The sequence below is a fragment of the Streptomyces sp. NPDC001507 genome, assembly GCF_042894765.1.
Lineage (GTDB): Bacteria > Actinomycetota > Actinomycetes > Streptomycetales > Streptomycetaceae > Streptomyces.
Genome location: NZ_JBIAVV010000002.1, coordinates 223,188 through 239,692 on the forward strand (window position 1 = coordinate 223,188; position 16,505 = coordinate 239,692).

At 74.0% G+C, this 16,505-nt stretch carries 14 protein-coding genes and 1 riboswitch; of the genes, 3 read left to right on the forward strand and 11 right to left on the reverse strand.

The features are described from left to right. Positions 1-339: 339 nt before the first annotated feature. A complete protein-coding gene (locus tag ACFY0K_RS07200) occupies positions 340-2,385 on the forward strand; it encodes a bifunctional glycosyltransferase 87/phosphatase PAP2 family protein (RefSeq protein WP_390638999.1) in 2,046 nt (681 codons plus the stop codon). 151 nt (positions 2,386-2,536) lie between these two features. On the opposite strand, the gene ACFY0K_RS07205 is transcribed toward ACFY0K_RS07200, so the two are convergent. Beyond that, the gene (locus ACFY0K_RS07205) at positions 2,537-3,706 is read right to left on the reverse strand and encodes a steroid 3-ketoacyl-CoA thiolase (RefSeq protein ID WP_390639000.1); all 1,170 of its coding nucleotides are present in this window, start codon (positions 3,704-3,706) and stop codon (positions 2,537-2,539) included. 287 nt (positions 3,707-3,993) lie between these two features. Here ACFY0K_RS07205 and ACFY0K_RS07210 point away from each other — a divergent pair, with 287 nt between their 5' ends. Beyond that, positions 3,994-5,229 (forward strand): cytochrome P450, encoded by a 1,236-nt coding sequence (locus ACFY0K_RS07210; RefSeq protein WP_390639001.1) that lies wholly within the window; start codon positions 3,994-3,996, stop codon positions 5,227-5,229. A gap of 275 nt (positions 5,230-5,504) precedes the next feature. Here the strand turns inward: ACFY0K_RS07210 and ACFY0K_RS07215 are convergent, their stop codons facing one another. From ACFY0K_RS07215 to ACFY0K_RS07250, 8 genes are all read right to left on the reverse strand, one after another. Then, positions 5,505-5,918 carry a transglycosylase SLT domain-containing protein gene (locus ACFY0K_RS07215; RefSeq protein WP_351954760.1) on the reverse strand — a complete coding sequence of 138 codons (414 nt, stop codon included), beginning with the start codon at positions 5,916-5,918 and terminating at the stop codon, positions 5,505-5,507. A gap of 337 nt (positions 5,919-6,255) precedes the next feature. Further along, positions 6,256-7,074, reverse strand: coding sequence for an ECF transporter S component (locus ACFY0K_RS07220; RefSeq protein WP_390639003.1), 819 nt, complete (start codon positions 7,072-7,074; stop codon positions 6,256-6,258). A 23-nt stretch (positions 7,075-7,097) separates the two neighbouring features. After that, positions 7,098-8,708 carry an ABC transporter ATP-binding protein gene (locus tag ACFY0K_RS07225; protein ID WP_390639004.1) on the reverse strand — a complete coding sequence of 537 codons (1,611 nt, stop codon included), beginning with the start codon at positions 8,706-8,708 and terminating at the stop codon, positions 7,098-7,100. Beyond that, positions 8,705-9,796, reverse strand: coding sequence for an energy-coupling factor transporter transmembrane component T (locus tag ACFY0K_RS07230; RefSeq protein WP_390639005.1), 1,092 nt, complete (start codon positions 9,794-9,796; stop codon positions 8,705-8,707). Before ACFY0K_RS07230 ends, ACFY0K_RS07225 begins: the two co-directional genes overlap by 4 nt. Positions 9,797-9,989: 193 nt before the next feature. After that, complete coding sequence (locus tag ACFY0K_RS07235; RefSeq protein ID WP_390639455.1) at positions 9,990-10,622, reverse strand: SCO2322 family protein; 633 nt, start codon at positions 10,620-10,622, stop codon at positions 9,990-9,992. A gap of 2 nt (positions 10,623-10,624) precedes the next feature. Continuing rightward, positions 10,625-11,842, reverse strand: a complete 1,218-nt coding sequence (locus tag ACFY0K_RS07240) for a prenyltransferase/squalene oxidase repeat-containing protein (protein WP_390639006.1) — start codon at positions 11,840-11,842, stop codon at positions 10,625-10,627. 107 nt (positions 11,843-11,949) lie between these two features. Next, positions 11,950-12,079, reverse strand: a riboswitch (cobalamin riboswitch). A 259-nt stretch (positions 12,080-12,338) separates the two neighbouring features. Beyond that, entirely contained in the window at positions 12,339-12,719 is a 381-nt protein-coding gene (locus ACFY0K_RS07245; protein ID WP_390639007.1) for an antibiotic biosynthesis monooxygenase family protein, read from the reverse strand. 156 nt (positions 12,720-12,875) lie between these two features. Beyond that, positions 12,876-13,916 carry a hypothetical protein gene (locus ACFY0K_RS07250; protein ID WP_390639008.1) on the reverse strand — a complete coding sequence of 347 codons (1,041 nt, stop codon included), beginning with the start codon at positions 13,914-13,916 and terminating at the stop codon, positions 12,876-12,878. A gap of 266 nt (positions 13,917-14,182) precedes the next feature. On the opposite strand from ACFY0K_RS07250, the gene ACFY0K_RS07255 reads away from it, so the two are divergent. Then, positions 14,183-14,764 (forward strand): XRE family transcriptional regulator, encoded by a 582-nt coding sequence (locus tag ACFY0K_RS07255; protein ID WP_351954752.1) that lies wholly within the window; start codon positions 14,183-14,185, stop codon positions 14,762-14,764. Between the two features lie 18 nt (positions 14,765-14,782). On the opposite strand, the gene ACFY0K_RS07260 is transcribed toward ACFY0K_RS07255, so the two are convergent. Together ACFY0K_RS07260 and ACFY0K_RS07265 are read right to left on the reverse strand one after the other, a co-directional pair. Then, positions 14,783-15,259 (reverse strand): nuclear transport factor 2 family protein, encoded by a 477-nt coding sequence (locus ACFY0K_RS07260; RefSeq protein ID WP_390639009.1) that lies wholly within the window; start codon positions 15,257-15,259, stop codon positions 14,783-14,785. A 40-nt stretch (positions 15,260-15,299) separates the two neighbouring features. Beyond that, positions 15,300-16,370: an MBL fold metallo-hydrolase gene (locus ACFY0K_RS07265; protein ID WP_390639010.1), complete on the reverse strand. Its 1,071-nt coding sequence runs from the start codon at positions 16,368-16,370 to the stop codon at positions 15,300-15,302. Between the last annotated feature and the right edge of the window lie 135 nt (positions 16,371-16,505).

The following is a 16,505-nucleotide window of genomic DNA, read 5'->3' on the forward strand; positions in this document are numbered from 1 at the left end:
GCGCGGCCCGTACGGCGGTGGACGGGACGAAAAGCGACGATAGGAGCACTTGGGGGCGTTACGTCGCGTACGCACTTACGTGCGTAGTGCAGCTAAATGTGCTGTACGCAGGGACGTCTGCCCGCTCGCGCGGCCGTATGCAGGCCGGGCACTGTGATCCTTGTCGCGCTCCGCGGGCGCAACCACGCCGCTCGTGCCCCGTCGACTTCGTCGTCTTCCGGTCAAAAGGCGGTCGGATGTCAGGTGAAGAGGGGGTTGCCTGCGTCTGTGCACAGAGGTGGTGGGAGCCTCGTAGGGTTCTCAGACGACGTGCGGGACGCGGCGGGAGGCCGGCGAGGCGTGGCGAACGTGGAGCACAGCGGGCGAGCGGGAGAGGCATTCGGAGGGGCGGAAGCCGGAGCGCGGTTCAGAATGGTCCGGCTCGCCCTGTGGGCGGTGGCCGCGATCCTCGTCGTACGGCAGCTGGCCGTCGTCCTCGCCACCCCGAGCGGGGAACGGCTGACGGACCTGGAGACCTGGGTCGGCCCCGAGGGCGTGCTGCACGTCAAGGGCTCCCTGTACGACTCCACGCAGTTCACCGGCACCCCCTTCGGCGGCCTGGTGCTCAAGCCGCTCACCAGAGCCGCCGAACAGGCCCTCGGCTGGGGCTGGACCTTCGGCACCCTGCTGCTGGTGGTCGCCCTCGGCCTGGTCGCCGCCCGCGCGCTGCCCCAGCCGGTCGGCCGCCGCACCTCGCTGCTGGCCGCACCGGTCGCGATCAGCCTGCTGATGCTCTCGCTGCCCGTCCGCAACACCCTCTGGCTCGGCCAGACCAGCATCATCCCGGTCCTGCTGGTGCTCCTCGGCTGCTTCGCCGCCCGCGGGCAGCGCGACAGCGGAGTGTGCGTCGGGCTGGCCGCCGCCCTCCAGCCGGCCCTGCTGCTCTTCGCCCCGCTGCTGTGGTTCACCGGCCGCCGCCGGGCAGCCGTCGCCACCGGCGCGACCTTCGCCGTCTGCACGTCGCTGGCCTGGGCGGCGCTGCCGCACGACTCGTACACCTACTGGGTCCACCACATCGCCGGCGCCGGCCTCGGCGGTCAGGCCGACGCGCTCGCCAACCAGTCGCTGCACGGTGCCCTGCTGCGGTTCGGGCTGACCGGCCCGCTGGAGATCATGCTGTTCCTGGCGCTCGGCGCGGCCGTGGCCGTCCTCGCGCTGCGCCGCGCGGTGCGCTACGCCCGGGACGGGCAGCTGCTGCTCGCGGTCGCGATCACGGGCTGCGCGGTGGTGGCTGTGTCGCCGACGGCCTGGCAGCACCAGCTGCTGTGGGTGCTGCTCGCGGTGGTCGGCCGGGCCGGGCGGCGCACCGCCGACCGGCCCGTGTGGCCGGTCGTGGTCGTCCTCGTGATGACGCTGCCCGCCAAGGCGCTGCTGCCGAACCAGTCGCTCTTCGTGCCCGTGCGCGACAACACGATCCTGCTCGCCGCCCTGGCCGCGGCCACGGTCGTCCCCTTCCTCTCCCGCACCGCCCCGGAGTTCGCCCGCCCGGTCCCGACGGAGTACGCCGAGCCGGTCCCGGCCCGCTTCCGGCGGGTCCCGTCGGCTTCCGCGCTGCGCCGGGTGCTGTCCCGCCCCAACCTCTTCCTCGAACTGGTCGCGATGCGGCTGGTCTACTTCGTCTACCAGCAGATACGGCTCGCCGCCGCCGGCGACGGGAACGGCACCTCCGGGCGGGCCCGCGCCGAGCACCACGGGCACCAGATCCACGATGTCGAGCGGTTCCTGCACGTCGACATCGAGCACTGGGCCAATCACACGGTGTACGGCATCGGCTGGCTGCGGAGCTTCCTCGGCTTCTACTACGAGTCCTTCCACTTCGTCGTCCCGCTGACCGTCCTCGCCGTCCTCTACGTCCGCCGCCCGGTCGACTACCGCTGGGCCCGTACCGCCCTCGGGTTCGCCACCGCGTTCGCCCTGATCGGCTTCTGGCTCTACCCGCTGGCCCCGCCCCGCCTGATGCCGGGCCTCGGCATCATCGACACCGTGCACGGCCCGCAGGACTTCGCCAGGCCGGACTACGGCACCCTCACCCAGCTGACAAACCAGTACGCGGCGATGCCCTCGCTGCACTTCGGCTGGGCGCTGTGGTGCGGGATCGTCATCGCGGTCGTCGCCCCGAAGTGGTGGCTCAAGGCCTTCGGCCTGGTCCACCCGCTCCTCACGGTCACGGCGATCATCGGCACCGGCAACCACTGGGTGCTGGACGCGGTGGGCGGGGCGGCGGTGGTCGGCGCGGGGTTCGGCGTGGGGTATCTGCTGCAGGGGCCGCGGGCCCTGCGGCTGGCGGGGGCCGACAAGGAGGTCCGGGAGCCCAGGGAGCCGGTGACGGCACCGGCTCCCGGGTGAACGTGCGGTTGTAAGCGGTGCGGTGGGACGTCGTTCGGCTGCGGCGCCGTTGGGGCTGGTCGCGCAGTTCCTCCCCCAGCCTTCGGCCGGGGGTACCCCCAGCGCCCCTTTGGGGCGCTGACCCTCGGGGCGTTGACTTGCGGGGCGTTTCTCAGAGCCGCTGGATGATCGTCGCGGTCGCCAGGGCGCCGCCCGCGCACATGGTGATGAGGGCGAACTCCTTGTCGGTGCGCTCCAGTTCGTGCAGGGCGGTGGTGATGAGGCGGGCGCCGGTGGCGCCCACCGGGTGGCCGAGGGCGATCGCGCCGCCGTTGACGTTGACCTTGTCCAGGTCCTGCTCGAAGACGCGGGCCCAGCTGAGCACCACCGACGCGAACGCCTCGTTGATCTCGACGAGGTCGATGTCCCTGAGACTCATGCCGGCCTTGCCGAGCACCGCGCGGGTGGCGTCGACGGGGCCGTCGAGGTGGAAGTGCGGGTCGGCGCCGACCAGGGCCTGGGCGACGATCCGGGCCCGCGGGCGGAGCTTGAGGGCGCGGGCCATCCGCTTCGACGCCCACATGACGGCGGCGGCGCCGTCCGAGATCTGGGAGGAGTTGCCCGCCGTGTGCACGGCCGTCGGCATCACCGGCTTCAGGCCCGCCAGCGCCTCCGCCGAGGTGTCCCGCAGCCCCTCGTCCTTGTCGACGAGGCGCCACATGCCCTGCCCGGCGTGCTGCTCCTCCTCCGTCGTCGGCACCTGGACGGCGAAGGTCTCGCGCTTGAAGCGTTCCTCGGCCCAGGCATGCGCCGCCCGCTCCTGCGAGAGCAGACCGAGCGCGTCGACGTCCTCCCTGGTCAGGCCCCGGCGGCGGGCGATGCGCTCGGCGGCCTCGAACTGGTTGGGCAGGTCCACGTTCCACTCGTCGGGGAACGGCTTGCCCGGCCCGTGCTTGGAGCCCGAGCCCAGCGGCACCCGGGACATCGCCTCGACCCCGCAGCTGATCCCGACGTCGATGACCCCGGCGGCGATCATGTTGGCGGTCATGTGCGAGGCCTGCTGCGAGGAGCCGCACTGGCAGTCCACCGTGGTGGCCGCGGTCTCGTACGGCAGCCCCATGGTCAGCCAGGCGGTACGCGCGGGGTTCATGGACTGCTCGCCGGCGTGGGTCACCGTGCCGCCGACGATCTGCTCGACGGCGTCGGCGGGGATGCCGGTGCGGCCGAGGAGTTCACGGTAGGTCTCGCCCAGGAGGTAGGCGGGATGCAGGTTGGCGAGCGCGCCGCCGCGCTTGCCGATGGGGGTGCGTACGGCTTCGACGATCACGGGTTCCGCGGCCATGGGGGCTCGGTCCTCTCCTCGGTCACCCGCGCGGCGCAGGGGCGTCCCGGCCCGGCCCGCCACGCAGAACTAGAACGCGTACTAGTTCTGCGTGCAGTCTGCTGACAGTCCTTCCACAACCGCAAGAGGGGTGCACGCAATTGGGGTGACCGTGCCCCTTGCGACTTGTAGAACCCGTTATTACCTTCACGGCAACCGGCATTTCTGATGGCCCGTCAGAAGGGCTGTCGGAAGGACCGCCGGAACGCCGACACGTCCAGGTCCGTACACGGTGGGAGTGAGTCGCCATGCCCTGTCCCGCGCTGCCCGACGGGTTCGACCTCACCGACCCCGATCTGCTCCATCACCGGGTGCCGCTCCCGGAGTTCGCGGCGCTGCGCCAGGCCGAACCGGTCCGCTGGATCGAACAGCCGCACGGCATCGCCGGGTTCGCGGACGACGGCTACTGGGCCGTCACCCGGCACGCGGACGTCAAGTACGTCTCCACGCACCCCGAGCTGTTCTCCTCCTGGCTCAACACGGCGATCATCCGCTTCGGTGAGCACATCCAGCGGGACGCGATCGACGCCCAGCGGCTGATCCTGCTGAACATGGACCCGCCCGAGCACACCCGGGTCCGCCAGATCATCCAGCGCGGTTTCACGCCGCGCTCCATCCGGGCCCTGGAGGAGCGGCTGCGCACCCGCGCCGGGGCGATCGTCGAGGCGGCCCGCGCCCACACCGGCCCCTTCGACTTCGTCACCGAGGTCGCCTGCGAGCTCCCCCTGCAGGCGATCGCGGAACTGATCGGCATCCCGCAGGACGACCGGGCCAAGATCTTCGACTGGTCGAACAAGATGATCTCGTACGACGACCCGGAGTACGCGATCACCGAGGAGGTGGGCGCCGAGTCCGCCACCGAGCTGATCGCCTACGCGATGAACATGGCGGCCGACCGCAAGCAGTGCCCGGCCAGGGACATCGTGAGCACCCTGGTGGCGGCCGAGGACGAGGGCAACCTCGGCTCCGACGAGTTCGGCTTCTTCGTGCTGATGCTCGCGGTGGCCGGCAACGAGACCACCCGCAACGCCATCACCCACGGCATGCACGCGTTCCTGACCCACCCCGACGCCTGGGACCTCTACAAGCGCGAGCGCCCGGCGACCGCGGCCGAGGAGATCGTCCGCTGGGCCACCCCGGTCAACTCCTTCCAGCGCACCGCGACCCAGGACACCGAGCTGGGCGGCAAGCTGATCCGCAAGGGCGACCGGGTCGGCGTCTTCTACGCCTCCGCCAACCACGACCCCGAGGTCTTCACCGACCCGGGGACCTTCGACATCACCCGCGACCCCAACCCCCACCTCGGCTTCGGCGGCGGCGGCCCCCACTACTGCCTCGGCAAGTCCCTGGCCGTCCTCGAGATCGATCTGATCTTCAACGCGATCGCCGACGCGATGCCGGACCTGCGCCTCGTCGGCGACCCGGACCGGCTCCGCTCGGCATGGATCAACGGTGTGAAACACCTCCAGGTCACCACGTCGTAGACCGCCTTCCCCACCCCCTCGGAGCCGGGCCGACGGCTCCCGGCGCCGCCGGCCCGTCCCGAGGGAGGCAGGAGCACCCCCTCCCTACGCCCCGTTCCTGCCTCCCCCGAGACGCCGCTCACCACCGCTCCGGCGGTGCGCCGGGACATACGACGGCACCCTCGCCCAGGGGAAGGGGCGAGGGTGCCGGGGTTCAGGGGCGCGCGGCGCCGGGGATCAGCGGCGGGTGCGCGGCTCGGCCGCGATCGACCGCGGGTGCGCGCGGGCCGGCCGGCTCAGTACCAGCCGTTGGCCTGCCAGAAGCTCCAGGCGGCGGTCGGGCTGCCGTAGCGGGAGTTCATGTAGTCCAGACCCCACTTGATCTGGGTGGCGGGGTTGGTCTTCCAGTCGGAGCCGGCAGACGCCATCTTCGAGCCGGGCAGGGCCTGGACCAGGCCGTAGGCGCCGGAGGACGAGTTGGTGGCGGAGGGGTTCCAGCCGCTCTCGTGCGAGACGATCTTGCTGAAGGCGTTGAACTGCGCGGCGTCCGGAATCATCTTGTGCGCGATCGCCTGGGCGGAGGAGGCCGACGTGGTGGCGGCCTGGGCGGGCGCCGCGGTCAGGGCCAGGCCGGCGGCGGCAGCGGCCACGGCGGCGGTGGTGAGGGCCTTCTTCGGGGAAGCGATGCGGCGGATGAAGGACACGGACACGGAGAACCTCGTTCGTCGGGGACAGGGAGTCGCCGTGTGCTCCGGAACCACCCGTGGGGGCCGTCCGCGTGCGTCGGCGCCGCGGCCCGCTGTGGGCTCGTGGCGCCTGGCGACGTCGTCCAGAGAAGCAGCCGGGAAAGCCGTCCGCAATCACCCCTTTTACTAGTGGTGGTCGCATAGGCGGGTTTGGTCCGTTGTGTGGCGTGGCTCTCAAACCGCAGGTCAACGGGGTGGCGAAACGGTCATAGCGGAAAAGTCTGTCTACTGTTCCGGATCGTAGGTGACGTGCGTCATGTGGGGCGCTTCACCGGTCCCGTCACCGGGCGCGTACGGCCCCTCACGTCCCGGGGCCGTCGAATGTGACCGCGGTCTCGAACGCGGCCCGCCGGGTGGCCCGGCGCAGCGCCCGCAGCAGCGCCGGACCGAGCAGGAGGGTCAGGGCGGCCGTGCACAGGGCCCGGCCCAGGTTCCAGCCCATGGCGGTGGCCAGGCTGTAGGCGAGGAAACGGGCCAGGTTGGCGGCGGGCCCGGCATGCGGGTCGAAGGAGAGGTTCGAGGCGTTGCCTGCCAGCAGCGGCCAGCCCGCCAGGTCGACGACCAGGCCGTAGCCGAACGCGGCCAGGAAGCCGTACCCCGCCAGCAGCGCCAGCTCGCCGCGGCCGCGCAGCCGCCCCGCGCCCGGCAGCAGCCCGGCCCCCATCGTGAACCAGGCCATCGCCAGCATCTGGAACGGCAGCCACGGCCCGACCCCGCCGGTGAGCAGCGCCGACGCGAACATGGTGAGCGAGCCGAGCGTGAACCCGAAGCCCGGCCCGAGCACCCGCCCGCTCAGCACCATCAGGAAGAACATCGGCTCGATCCCGGCGGTCCCGGCGCCGACCGGCCGCAGCGCCGCCCCGGTCGCGGCCAGCACGCCCAGCATCGCGACCGCCTTCGGACCCAGCCCCGACTCGGCGATCGTCGCCGCCAGCACGGCGACCAGCAGCACCAGCAGGCCTGCGAAGAGCCAGGGCGCGTCCTGGGCGTGCGAGGCGATCCGGGAGGAGGGCGGAGCGAGGAACGGCCAGCCGACGGCGACCACCCCGACCGCGCTGACGAGGAGGAGAGCGGCCAGGGAGCGCGGGCCGAGCCGCACGGGGTCCGCTGCGCGGGACATCGCCCCGGCAGGGGCCGGGCCGGTCACGCCAGGGCCTCGCGGACCTGGGCCACGGTGAGCCACCGCTCGGGCGCGAGGATCTTCGTCACCTGCGGCGCGAAGGACGGCGAGGAGACGACGATGTCGTCGGTGGGCCCGTCCGCGATGACCTCGCCCTCCGCGAGCAGCACCACCCGGTGCGCCAGCTCCGCGGCCAGCTCCACGTCGTGCGTGGCCAGCACGATCGCGTGCCCGTCGGCGGCCAGCCCGCGCAACACGCCCACCAGCCGGGCCTTCGCCGCGTAGTCCAGGCCCCGGGTCGGCTCGTCGAGCAGGAGCAGCGGCGGCCGGGCGGTGAGGACCACGGCCAGCGCGAGGGCGAGCCGCTGCCCCTCGGAGAGATCACGGGGGTGCGTGCCGTCCGCGACCCCCGGCAGCAGCTCGGACACCAGCCCGCGGCAGGTACCCGCCGCCGCCCCCGCGTCCCGGTCGGCGGCCGCGCACTCGGCACCGACCGTGTCGGCGTACAGCAGGTCACGGGGTTCCTGCGGGACCAGCCCGACCAGGCGTACGAGGTCGCGCGGGCGGGTGCGGTGCGGGGCCGCGCCGCCGACCCGGACCGTGCCGGAGCCCGGTTCGACGAGCCCGACCAGGGCGCCCAGCAGCGTGGACTTCCCGGCGCCGTTGCGCCCCATGAGGGCGACGGTCTCCCCGGCGGCGACGGTGAGATCCACGCCCCGCAGCGCGTCGACCCGGCCCCGGCGGACGCCGAGGGAGCGCACCTCGGCGAGGGGAGCCGCGGGACCGGTGGCGGCCCGCTGCTCCGGGACCCGCCCGGCGAGCCGCTCCCGCAGCCCGGTCGCCGTCGCCCGGCGCCGGGCGTCCCGCACCGTCATCGGCAGCGGCGACCACCCGGCCAGCCGCCCCAGCTCCACCACCGGCGGGCACACCGGCGACACGGCCATCACCTCGGCGGGCGTCCCGCACACCGGCGCGGCCCCGTCCCCCGGGAGCAGCACGACCCGGTCGGCGTACTGCACGACCCGCTCCAGCCGGTGCTCGGCCAGCAGCACCGTCGTGCCCAGGTCGTGCACCAGCCGCTGGAGCACGGCCAGCACCTCCTCGGCGGCGGCCGGATCGAGCGCGGAGGTCGGCTCGTCGAGCACCAGGACCGCGGGATGCGGGGTGAGCACCGACCCGATCGCGACCCGCTGCCGCTGCCCGCCGGAGAGCGTGGCGATCGCCCGGTCCCGCAGCTCGGCGAGCCCCAGCAGATCCAGCGTCTCCTCCACCCGCCGCCGCATCACCGCCGGGGCGATCCCCAGCGACTCCATCCCGTAGGCGAGTTCGTCCTCCACCGTGTCGGTCACGAAGTGGGCGAGCGGATCCTGACCCACCGTGCCCACCACATCGGCGAGTTCACGCGGCCGGTGGCTGCGGGTGTCCCGGCCGGCCACCGTCACCCGGCCGCGCAGGGTGCCGCCGGTGAAGTGCGGCACGAGCCCGCTCACCGAGTTCAGCACCGTCGACTTCCCGGTCCCGGACGGGCCCACCAGCAGGACGAGTTCACCCTCCGGCACCTCGAAGTCGACGCCCTGGACGGCGGGCCCGGCCGCGCCCTCGTACGTCACGGAGACGTCCTCGAAGCGGATCACGACGGCTCCTTCGGCACGGCGAGGGCGGGCAGCAGACCGAGCAGCACGGCGGCCGCGGGCCACAGCGGAAGCGTGGGGGAGACCAGCGGTACGACACCGGGCTGCAGGGCGGCGGGATCGCGGACGGACGCCAGGGTGAGCAGGGCGGCGACGGCGGCGCCCGCACCGGACACCAGCCAGGCCCGCGCGTCCCACGGGTCCGGCCGGTACCGGGTGCGCGGCGAACGCCGGCCGCCGAGCCGCAGCCCCGCCAGCGCGGCGGCCACCCCGGCCAGCAGCACGGGCAGCCCGTAGCCGCCGCCCTCGGTGGTGAGCAGCCCGTACAGCCCCGCGCAGACGCCGAGCAGGCCGCCGAGGGTGAGCGCGGCCGTCGTACGGCGGACCCGGGCCGGGACGTCGGCGCTGCGGCCGTACCCGCGTGCGTCCATGGCGGCGGCCAGGGCGACCGACCGCTCCAACGCGCCCTCCAGCACCGGGAGGGCGACCTGGAGCAGGCCACGCAGGCCGGAGTCGGGCCGGCCGCGCAGCCGCCGGGCGGCCCGCAGCCGCTGCACGTCGGCGACCAGGTGCGGTGCGAAGGTGAGCGCGACGACGACGGCCACGCCCAGCTCGTACAGGGCGCCGGGCAGGGACTTGAGCAGCCGGGCCGGGTTGGCGAGCGCGTTCGCGGCACCGACGCAGATGAGGAGGGTGGCGATCCGGAGCCCGTCGTAGAGCGCGAAGACGAGCGCCTCGGCCGTGACCTTCCCGCCGAGGCGGATGCCCTGGGCCCAGTGCGGGAGCGGGATCTCGGGGAGGGTGACGAGGGTGTGCGCGCCGGGGACGGGCGAGCCGAGGAAGACGGTGAACGCGAGCCGCACGACCAGCACGGCGATACCGAGCCTGGCGAACGCGCCGTAGGAGCGGGACCAGGGCGCGCTCCGGCTGCGGCAGGCGGCCACGACGTAACCGGTGACGGTGATGAGCAGCCCGAGCACAAGCGGGTTGGTCGTCCGCGACGCGGCGACCCCGAGCGAGAGGGACCAGAGCCACCAGGCGCCGGGGTGGACGGGGGAGCGGCGCTGCTGCCGGGGCACGGGGCCCGTCACTCGCCCGCGCTTACGGGGTGCCACCCCAGCAGCACGACTGCCCGCGGCTGGGACGTGCCCCGTAAGGGGCGCGGGGAACTGCGCGAGCAACCCCGACCGGCCCGCGGTGGCACGACTGCCCGCGGCTGGGGCGTGCCCTGTCAGGGGCGCGGGGAACTGCGCGGGCAACCCCCACCGGCCCGCGCTGTGGCGCTCACGCATTCTTCCGCCGCCGTGCCTGCCAGACGGCACCCGCGGCCACCACGACGACCACTCCCACGCCGGCCGCCAGGCCAACCGACGGCCCGCCGTCCGACGTGCCCCCGGCCGCCCCCGCCCCTGCCGTCACCTTCTCGCCGCACCCCCGCGCCGGATACCCCCCGATCGCACACAACAACGCGTTCGTGTCGTACCGCAGCGGCTTCGCCACCGTCGCCAGGGCGTTCGCCGTCGTCGCGTCCTCGGGGACCACCGCGCAGGCGGTGCGCCGCGCGGGCGGCTTCTCTCCGGCGGGCGCGTCCGCCGCCGTGCCGAAGTCGACGACCAGCGCCACCCGCTTCCGGCCCCCGACGGCACGCGTGTCCGCGCAGATCGTGCCGAAGCCGGCCGTGCCGCGCGGCTGCGACGCGTCCGACGAGTCCTCGCTCACCGCGAAACGGAAGCCCTCGACCGAGCCGTCGCCGGGCCGCGCGGTCGAGGGGCCCTGCGTGGCGTACGTCCAGCGCGCGCCGTCCCGCTCCCAGAAGGACCAGTAGCGGTAGCCGGTGGCCGCCGCCGGCCCCGCGGCCGTCGCGCACAGCGTCAGCGCGGCCAGGAGCAGCAGCCCCGCACGGCGGACCGCGGTCACGGTCACAGCTGCTGCTGCTTCCGGCGGCCGCTGAACAGGAAGCCGATGCCGACACCGGCGACGAGCCCGGTACCGACGATCCACCACACGCTGTTGCCCGACTTCTTCTCCTCGGCGTGCTTCGCGACAGCGCCGGCGGCCCGCGGCGCCGGTCCCGTCGCGTTCAGCGCCGTCACCAGGTTCGTGCCGCCGAAGTCCCGCGGGTCCGCACCCATCGCGTGTGCGGCGAGGATCAGTTCGGCGTAGGCCGCGGGCCCGCTCTGCTCCGCCCACGGCGCGGCGTGCGCCTCCAGCCAGGCGTACGGCTTCTTCGCCTGCCCGGTCCAGCCCTGCGCGGCCAGGGCGACGACCGCGTCGGCGGTGTTGCCGTAGTCCGGCTGGGGCTCGGCACCGGCGAGCGCGGAGACGAGGTGGCCGCTCTTCGACATGGCGTCCGCCAGGTACGCGGCGCCGTTGCGGGCCACCTCCTCCCGCGTGCGCGCCGTGCCGGAGCCGGCGCAGGCGGGATCCTTCGCCCGGGCCTTGCCGGCCGTCGTCACGAACCCCTTGCCGAGGGCCCCGAGCACCCCGGCCGCGGTCGCGTCCGCGTTGGCGGCCAGCTTCCCCTGCTTGTCCGGCTGGTAGGCGAGGGCACCGCCGCCGTCCTGGCCGCACGGGAGGGACCACTTGGCGAGGAGGTCGTACGGCGACCTGTCCGCGCTCGCGCCGGCCGCCGCGAGCGCGCCCACGACCACGCCGGTGGAGTTGGTGTCACTGGGCGAGCCGGGGGTGTAGCCCCAGCCGCCGTCCTTGTTCTGCACCGACTTCAGCCAGCTCACCGCCCTGGTCGCGGCGGCGTCGCGCCCGCCGACCGCCTTCAGCGCCTGTACGGCGGCGGCCGTGCTGTTCGTGTCGACCGTCACCTTGGCGTCGCAGGCCGCCGCCGGCGCCGCGCGGAAGGCGGCGAACGCGCCGTTCGCGCACTGCTGCCCGGCCAGCCAGTCCACCGCCTTCGCGGCCGGGGTCACCCCCACCGCACGCTGGGCCAGCAGGGCGAGGGACTGGCGCCAGACGCCGTCGAACTTGGGGTCCGAACCGCCGTACAGCCCCGACGGAAGCACCGACGACGCGGACGGCGACGGGGACGTGGTGCCGGCGGCCAGCGCGGTCGTCGCGGGCATGGCGGCACCGATGACGGCGGTGGCGGCCAGCGCCCCGGCGGTGCGGCGGAGGACGGTCATGATCGGCGGGTGCCTCTCCCTGCGGGGAGCCGGGCAGCGCGGGAGACCCCGGCGGCTCGGCTCCGTAACCTCGACGGTGCCGTGCGACGACGGGCGCCGGCGCACATGAGCCGATCAACGTCCCGGGCGCGGCGGTCCGGCTTGCCACGGCAGGTGGCTCACGGTTGCGGGTCAGCGCCGGAATTGCACCGGCTTCCCCCCGTACGGGTGATGACGACCCGGCTACTTTACCGGCCGCCCCGAGGAAGCTGAGAGGGGGCTGTGCGGGGACCGTTCCGTCAGGGTCGCGCCATGACGGGGAGACTGCTCGGGGCGGGGCGTGCACGGAGCGGCTGTCCGGACCGACCCTGCTCACGGCCCCGCTCGCCGAGCCCGGCGGACCGACCGAGGACGGACCGACGGCGGCCCTGCGCCGGCGCGCGGCCCATCCGGCGATGAGCCGAGCGGAAGTCGAAGTGCCGGACAGGGACGGCCAGTTGATACGGTCGGTCGCCTTCTAGCGTTCTGGCGCCGTCTCCGCGGACTGCCCCCGCGTGAAGCCGTGGCTCCGCTCCACCTTCGCCACGTGCAGGGTGTAGCTCTCGTACCACTCGGCCCGCCCGCGCCGCTGCGCCGCGCGGTGCTCGGCGTCGGTCCGCCACCGGGTGAGGGCGTCGGCGTCGCGGAAGTACCCGACGGTGATACCCAGCCCGCCGGGGGTCTGCGCGTGGTCCATCCCCAGGTACCCCGGGATGTCCTTCACCAGTTCCTCCATGCGCGCGTTGGTCTCGCCGTAGCCGCTCTGGTCCTGGGTCCGGATCGTGGTGAAGACGGCCACGTAGTACGGGGGTTCATAGGCCTGGACGGGCACGACGGACGCTTCGGGGTGATCGCTCATGGCCGCACCGTAGAGCGGAACATGCCCGGTGATCCAGCGCCTTTCGGGGCAGCGTCCCGTAAGGGGCGCTGGGGGTACCCCGGCCGAAGGCCGGGGGAGGAACAGGACGGCGCCGCAGCCGGCTGACGGCACCTCGCGGCACTTCCGGCGGAGCGTTCAAGCCGCGTCCGCGAGCGGCGCGATGCCCACCGACAGATGGCGGCCCATGCGGCGCAGCGCGTCGTCGCAGGCGTCCGGGGTCTCGCCCACCGCCACCCACAGGGCCAGCCGGTCGGCGGCGGTGGCGTGCGGGCCCGCGGTGACGTGGTTGCCGGTGTGCTGGGTGAGGAGCATGCGGTCGGCGCCGGGCTCGTGGGCGGCGTCGGGGGAGAGGTCCAGGTGGTCGAGGCGGCCGGTGGCGGCCGGGTACGCGAACTGGATCGCGGCCGCCCGCTGCCGGGTGGGCGTCGTGTCGGGCACCTCGCCGGTGGCGAGGGCGGCCGCGGCCCGGGCGAGGTCGACGCCGGTGGCCCGTCTGACGAGGAGCGGGATCAGGTCGCCCGGGAGGTGCGGGGCGACGTCGGTGACCCGGGGGCCGCGGTCGGTGAGGGTGAGGCCGATGTGCAGGACACCCCGGTCGAGACCGAGGGCGTGCACGGTGCGGTCGACGGCGAGGCGCAGGAAACGGTTGTGCAGCAGGCCGTCGTGGGCGTGCACGGTGTGCCGGAGCGGCTGCCGGGCGGGCGCCGGGCCCAGGGCCGTACGGGTGATGGCGGCGATGCGGATCTCGCCGTCGAGGACGACCGTCTCGGCCGAGACGCGGGGCGTGCCGGGGTCGTCGGGGCCGCCGGTGGGAACGGTGTGGGCGGACAGCAGCGCGTGCAGTGCGGGCGGGTCGGTACAGGCCTCGGCCGCGGCGAGGGAGGGGCCGGGCAGCCCCAACTGCCCGGCGATCCTCGCGGCGGCGACCGCGTACTCGCCCGAGAAGGTCAGCACGCCGCGGACTCTGTGCCGGGCCGCGAACCGAACCACCGCCGACGCCGTCGCGCCGCCTTTGCCGGGGTCCGCCGCGAGTCGTCCGGCCAGGCACGGCTGTGCCCAGGCGGGCGGCGCGGCGTCCACCAGCAGCACCGGGCGGGCCGCGGCGACACGCGCCAGCACGAACTCGTCGTACGCGCAACGGCGTCCGGCGCCGAGGAGCAGGACGGGCTGCGGCATCGGTTCGCCTCACCTTCCGGGGAGGAGGCGGGGCGGCTGGTCGCCCCGGATGCCGCTCCCCCATAGGCGGCACCCGGGGCGGGTCGGTTCGACCGTGGCCTGGTGACGTGATCCTTTCCTGTTGAACCGTCATATGTCAACAATTGCTGCCTACTTGTGCAGTGGTACTTGTCATGTCTGGTGGGCGGGACCGGTGATTCGATAGCCTCGCGTCTGCCCGGCCCGCTAGGTCGGCCGGCCGATCACGCGTGTGCAGGGGGACCTTGGTGAGTGACGCCCATGCCCCGCTGACCGGCGTACTGGAGCGGCTCGGGGAGCTGACCGGACGCCCCGGACGGCTCTGCGAGGTCCTGGACGTGGCCGACCTGTCGTACCGCACCGGCATTCCGGTCGGGGTGGTCGCCGAACTCCTCGCGGGCGGGCCCGCGCCCGAGGCGGGGCTCGCCGAACGGGTCCGGCAGCGGCTGGACTTCATCCGCGAGAACCGACGCCGGCCGGACGGCAAGCGGTACTCGCTGGGCGAGCTCGCGGCGATCGCCGGCACCAGCAGGCAGTGGCTGAGCGAGTGGCGCAAGAGCGGGCTGCCGAGCCTCGAACACACCGACCGGCTGCGGCGGTTCTTCGGCCTCCCGCCCGGCTTCTTCACCGCCGACGAGCCCGAGGCGCTGTACGAGGCCCTCCAGCCGGTGCTGCAGGGCCTGCAGGCCCAGGCCGACCCGCTCTCCCGCCTCCGCGAGAGCGGCCTCGTCCGCCTCGCTGCCCGGGCCCCCCACATGAACCCCCGTCAACTCGCCACCCTCGCCGACCTCGCGGAGATGCTCATCACGGCCGAGAGCGCGGTCAACTGAGTTTCCCGCAGGCGTGCTTCAGCCACTCGCCAGGGGAGTCGGCCCACCGAACGGCAGCACCAGGGACCGGGACGCGAGCAGCCATCGCCCGTCGACGCGCCGGAACCGGTCGTCGTAGTGACCGACCTGGACGGGCGGCCCGGCCGGAACCGTTCCGCCGCCGGATCCCCCCTCGCGTCCCGTGGGGTGACCGTCGACCCGGTACGTCTGGAAGTACGACGTCGCGGTCGCCGTGTCCGGTCCCGTCACCGTGACGAGGATGTTGGACATCACACGCCGGGAGAGGCGGCCCGGCGGCCGGGAGCCGAAGTAGGCGGCGAGTGCCGACCGCCCCTCGGCCCGCCGCCCGTCCCCGGGCGGCGGCCACTCCCACCACCCGTCCTCGGTGAACAACTCGGCGACGGACGACGGTTCACCCAGGTCGAGGCGGCGGACGAAGTCGATGACGAGACGCTCGCAGGCATGTTCGGCGAGGAGTCGCTGCAAGGAGTCCATGAGGCTGTCTAGCAGCCGGAGGTGGTGTCTGCCGAACTGTTCACACCGCCACGTACGTGACCGGCTCGCTCCCCGGTACCGCCTCCGCGCGGCCCTGTTTCACCAGGCGGCGCAGGTGGGCCTCGGCCTCCGAGACGGCGATGTTCCTCGATCCGTAGGGGATCTGGTCCCACGGGCGGTTCCACTCCATCCGTACCGCCAGTTCCCACGGGGTGAGCGGCTGCCGGAGGAGGGAGAGCAGGCCGGCGAGGCGGTCCTCGTGGTGGGCGAGCAGTTCGCGGACCCGCCCCGGTGCGTCGGTGAAGGTGTGCTGGTGGGCCGGGAGGACCTCGGCGGGGGCGAGGCGGCCGACGCGCTCCAGGGAGTCGAGGTAGTCGCCGAGGGGGTCGGTGACGGTCGCGTCGTCGGGGTCCTCGTAGAGGCCGATGTGCGGGGTGATCTCCGGGAGGAGGTGGTCGCCGGAGAACAGACGTCCGTGGCCCGGCAGTCGCGAAGGATGCTCCTCCTCAAGGTGCAGGCAGACGTGGCCGGGCGTGTGCCCCGGCGTCCAGACGGCACGCAGCCGGCGGCCCGGGAGGTCGAGGAGTTCGCCGGGGAGGATCTCGCGGTCGGGAAGGGCGGGGGCAAGACCGGGCGGGGCGCTCCGGCGGCGGGGTCCCTCGCGCAACGGCGCCACGTGCTCGTCCGGCGCCCCGGCTGCCGTCAGCTTCGCCGCCATGTACGTGAACCACCGCTCCGGCCGGGTCTCCCGCGCCCGCCGCACGATCGCCGCGTCGGCCGCGTGCATCGCGATCCAGGCCCCGGACGCCTCGCGCACCCGCCCCGACAGCCCGTGGTGGTCGGGATGGTGATGCGTGATGACGACCCCGTGCACCTCGCCGACGCCCGTACCGCACGCCTCGAGCCCCGCCGCCAGCACGTCCCAGGACCCGGGATCGTCCCACCCGGTGTCGACCAGCACCGGCCCCCGGTCGGTGTCCATCACGTACACCAGGGTGTGGCCGAGTGGATTGTCCGGTATGGGCACCGCGACCGACCGCACGCCCCCGCCGAGATCCCGCACGGCCACCTCCGGCCCTGCCTGTGCCGACTCGCCCAGACTGTCCGCCATCAGCCTTCCTCCGCCCCCGTCCGGTCCCGCCGGCCCCACGGCCGCTTCCCACTATAACCAGAGCTGATGATCCGTCAGATGGTCGGCGTGGGCCGGTGCGACCGCATATTGGATTGCCGCCGGCCGGACCGGCCG